The following is a 2,062-nucleotide window of genomic DNA, read 5'->3' on the forward strand; positions in this document are numbered from 1 at the left end:
AATTTCCGCTTCCGCGAAGCCGATCTGCCTCTTCATCCTCGTGAGTCCGTTCTGTGAGCTGCCTTCTATAACGTCTTCGGCTACGTGAGCGATGACCGCCGAGCTCCATTAATCAGCGTTTCCCTAGATGCCGACTGGATTACGGGCAGCACCAAGCAAAGACAATCCGTTGTATGATATATATATCATTTATGAGTTTATTGTCATTATAAACCCAGTCGATGACAGGACGGTCGAGTTCAGCGGGCTGCGTCGTTACGCCGCAGCGTGGGAAAATTGCCTGGGAAAACTATCGGGGGGCGTCGCGAAAGTCAGTCTGAGTCAAGAAACGACAAGAACAGTTGAAAATCCTCTTCTTTGCCGTCGTGCGGTGTTGCCGTCATCAACAAGACGTGCCGCGAGATTTCGCCCAGAGCTTGTCCGGCTTGAACCGGCGGCTCTCGTTGACTTTCGTCCCATACCAGGTCGCCGACAGCTTGTGGGCCTCATCAACGATGACCAGATCCCACCGGCTGACAGAATAACCGCGAGGAATGATGCGATGCCCCGCGAAATCGCGGGGCATCGCAAAGCGGGCTGTTATCAGGTCAATCGAACGTCAATACCATTCTGCCGTTGACATTTCCGTTCCGCAGGTCGGTCAAGACCGTGTTGATGTTGTCGAGCCGCTCGCGTTGGATATGGGCTCGGACCTTGCCTTCCGCGGCGAAGTCTAGCGACTCTTGCAGATCGCGCCGCGTTCCCACGATCGAGCCGCGCACGGTGATGCCGTTCAGTACCGTCGAGAAGATAGGCAGGGGAAAATCGCCCGGCGGCAGGCCGTTAAGCGCAACCGTGCCGCCGCGGCGCACCATGCCGAGGGCCTGCGCGAAGGCGCTGCGAGAGACCGCGGTGACGAGCACGCCGTGCACTCCGCCGATTTCCTTCTGGATGACGGCGGCGGGATCAGTCTTGGATGCGTCGATCGCGAGATGCGCGCCGAGTTCGCGCGCGAGCGCGAGCTTGTCCTCGCTCACGTCGACCGCGACCACGTGAAGTCCCATCGCGATCGCATATTGCACGGCCACGTGACCGAGACCGCCGATGCCTGAGATCGCTAACCATTGCCCTGGCCGCGTATCGGTCACGCGGATACCTTTGTAGACCGTGACGCCGGCGCAAAGGATCGGCGCGATTTCGTCGAAGGCGATCTGCTGCGGCAGGTGTCCGACGTAGTTGGGATCGGCGAGCACGTATTCGGCATAGGCGCCGTTCACGGAATAGCCGGTGTTCTGTTGGTCATGGCAAAGCGTTTCCCAGCCGCTCTGGCAATGTTCGCAGTATCCGCACGCGGTATAGAGCCACGGCACGCCAACCCGGTCGCCTTCCTTGACGTTCGTGACGCCGCTGCCCGCCGCCGCGACGAAACCCACACCTTCGTGGCCGGGGATGAATGGCAGCGTCGGCTTGACGGGCCAGTCGCCGTCGGCAGCGTGCAGGTCCGTGTGACACACGCCGGACGCCTTGATGTTAACCAGAATCTGTCCCGGCCCTGGCGTGGGTACGGGCACTTCTTCGATATGAAGCGGTTCCCCAAAGGCATGCACGACGGCCGCCTTCATCGACTGAGCCATGAGATTCTCCTGTGGCGTTGGCATTGCTGGCAGTATTCGCGTCGTACAGCAAAGCGACTTGACGTAGATCAATGGGGGCATCGAAGCGCACAAGTCCGGCACCGCAAGCATGCGTATCTGATGCGCAGGCCTGCCGTCAGCGCATACGACACCCACAGCCTGCTGAGTACCCGCAGGCGCTTCATCGCATCCGTCAAGAGCGATTAGCGACCACGCGCGGATGTTCGGAAGGCCGTCCTGCGGTAAGTCGTAGTGTCGCCCGCGATCGTCTCATGCTGGCCGGCAAGCGGACGGTCGTCAGATTTTCCCGGGCGGCTCATGTGGGTCGGCGAACGAAACCGCTCGCGCGGTAGAGGGCTCCGGTCCGACGCGGGAGGTCAGGGCGAGGCCGGTCACGCGGTTTTATGTTGGCGAATGAGGCAATCCGCCTCGTTCTCCAGCAGGAGCCG

Annotated in this window: 1 protein-coding gene; it reads right to left on the reverse strand. The window is 60.6% G+C overall.

Annotated features, from left to right (window positions below; translation table 11 throughout):
- Positions 1-587: 587 nt before the first annotated feature.
- A complete protein-coding gene (gene adhP, locus F6X40_RS41315) occupies positions 588-1,613 on the reverse strand; it encodes an alcohol dehydrogenase AdhP (RefSeq protein ID WP_187631868.1) in 1,026 nt (341 codons plus the stop codon).
- Positions 1,614-2,062 lie beyond the last annotated feature (449 nt).

The sequence above is a fragment of the Paraburkholderia sp. UCT31 genome (assembly GCF_014397655.1).
Taxonomy (GTDB): domain Bacteria; phylum Pseudomonadota; class Gammaproteobacteria; order Burkholderiales; family Burkholderiaceae; genus Paraburkholderia; species Paraburkholderia tuberum.

Bases quoted from the DNA above. Each gene is read 5' to 3' on its own strand.
- adhP (WP_187631868.1), bottom strand. From the start codon at position 1,613: ATGGCTCAGTCGATGAAGGCGGCCGTCGTGCATGCCTTTGGGGAACCG.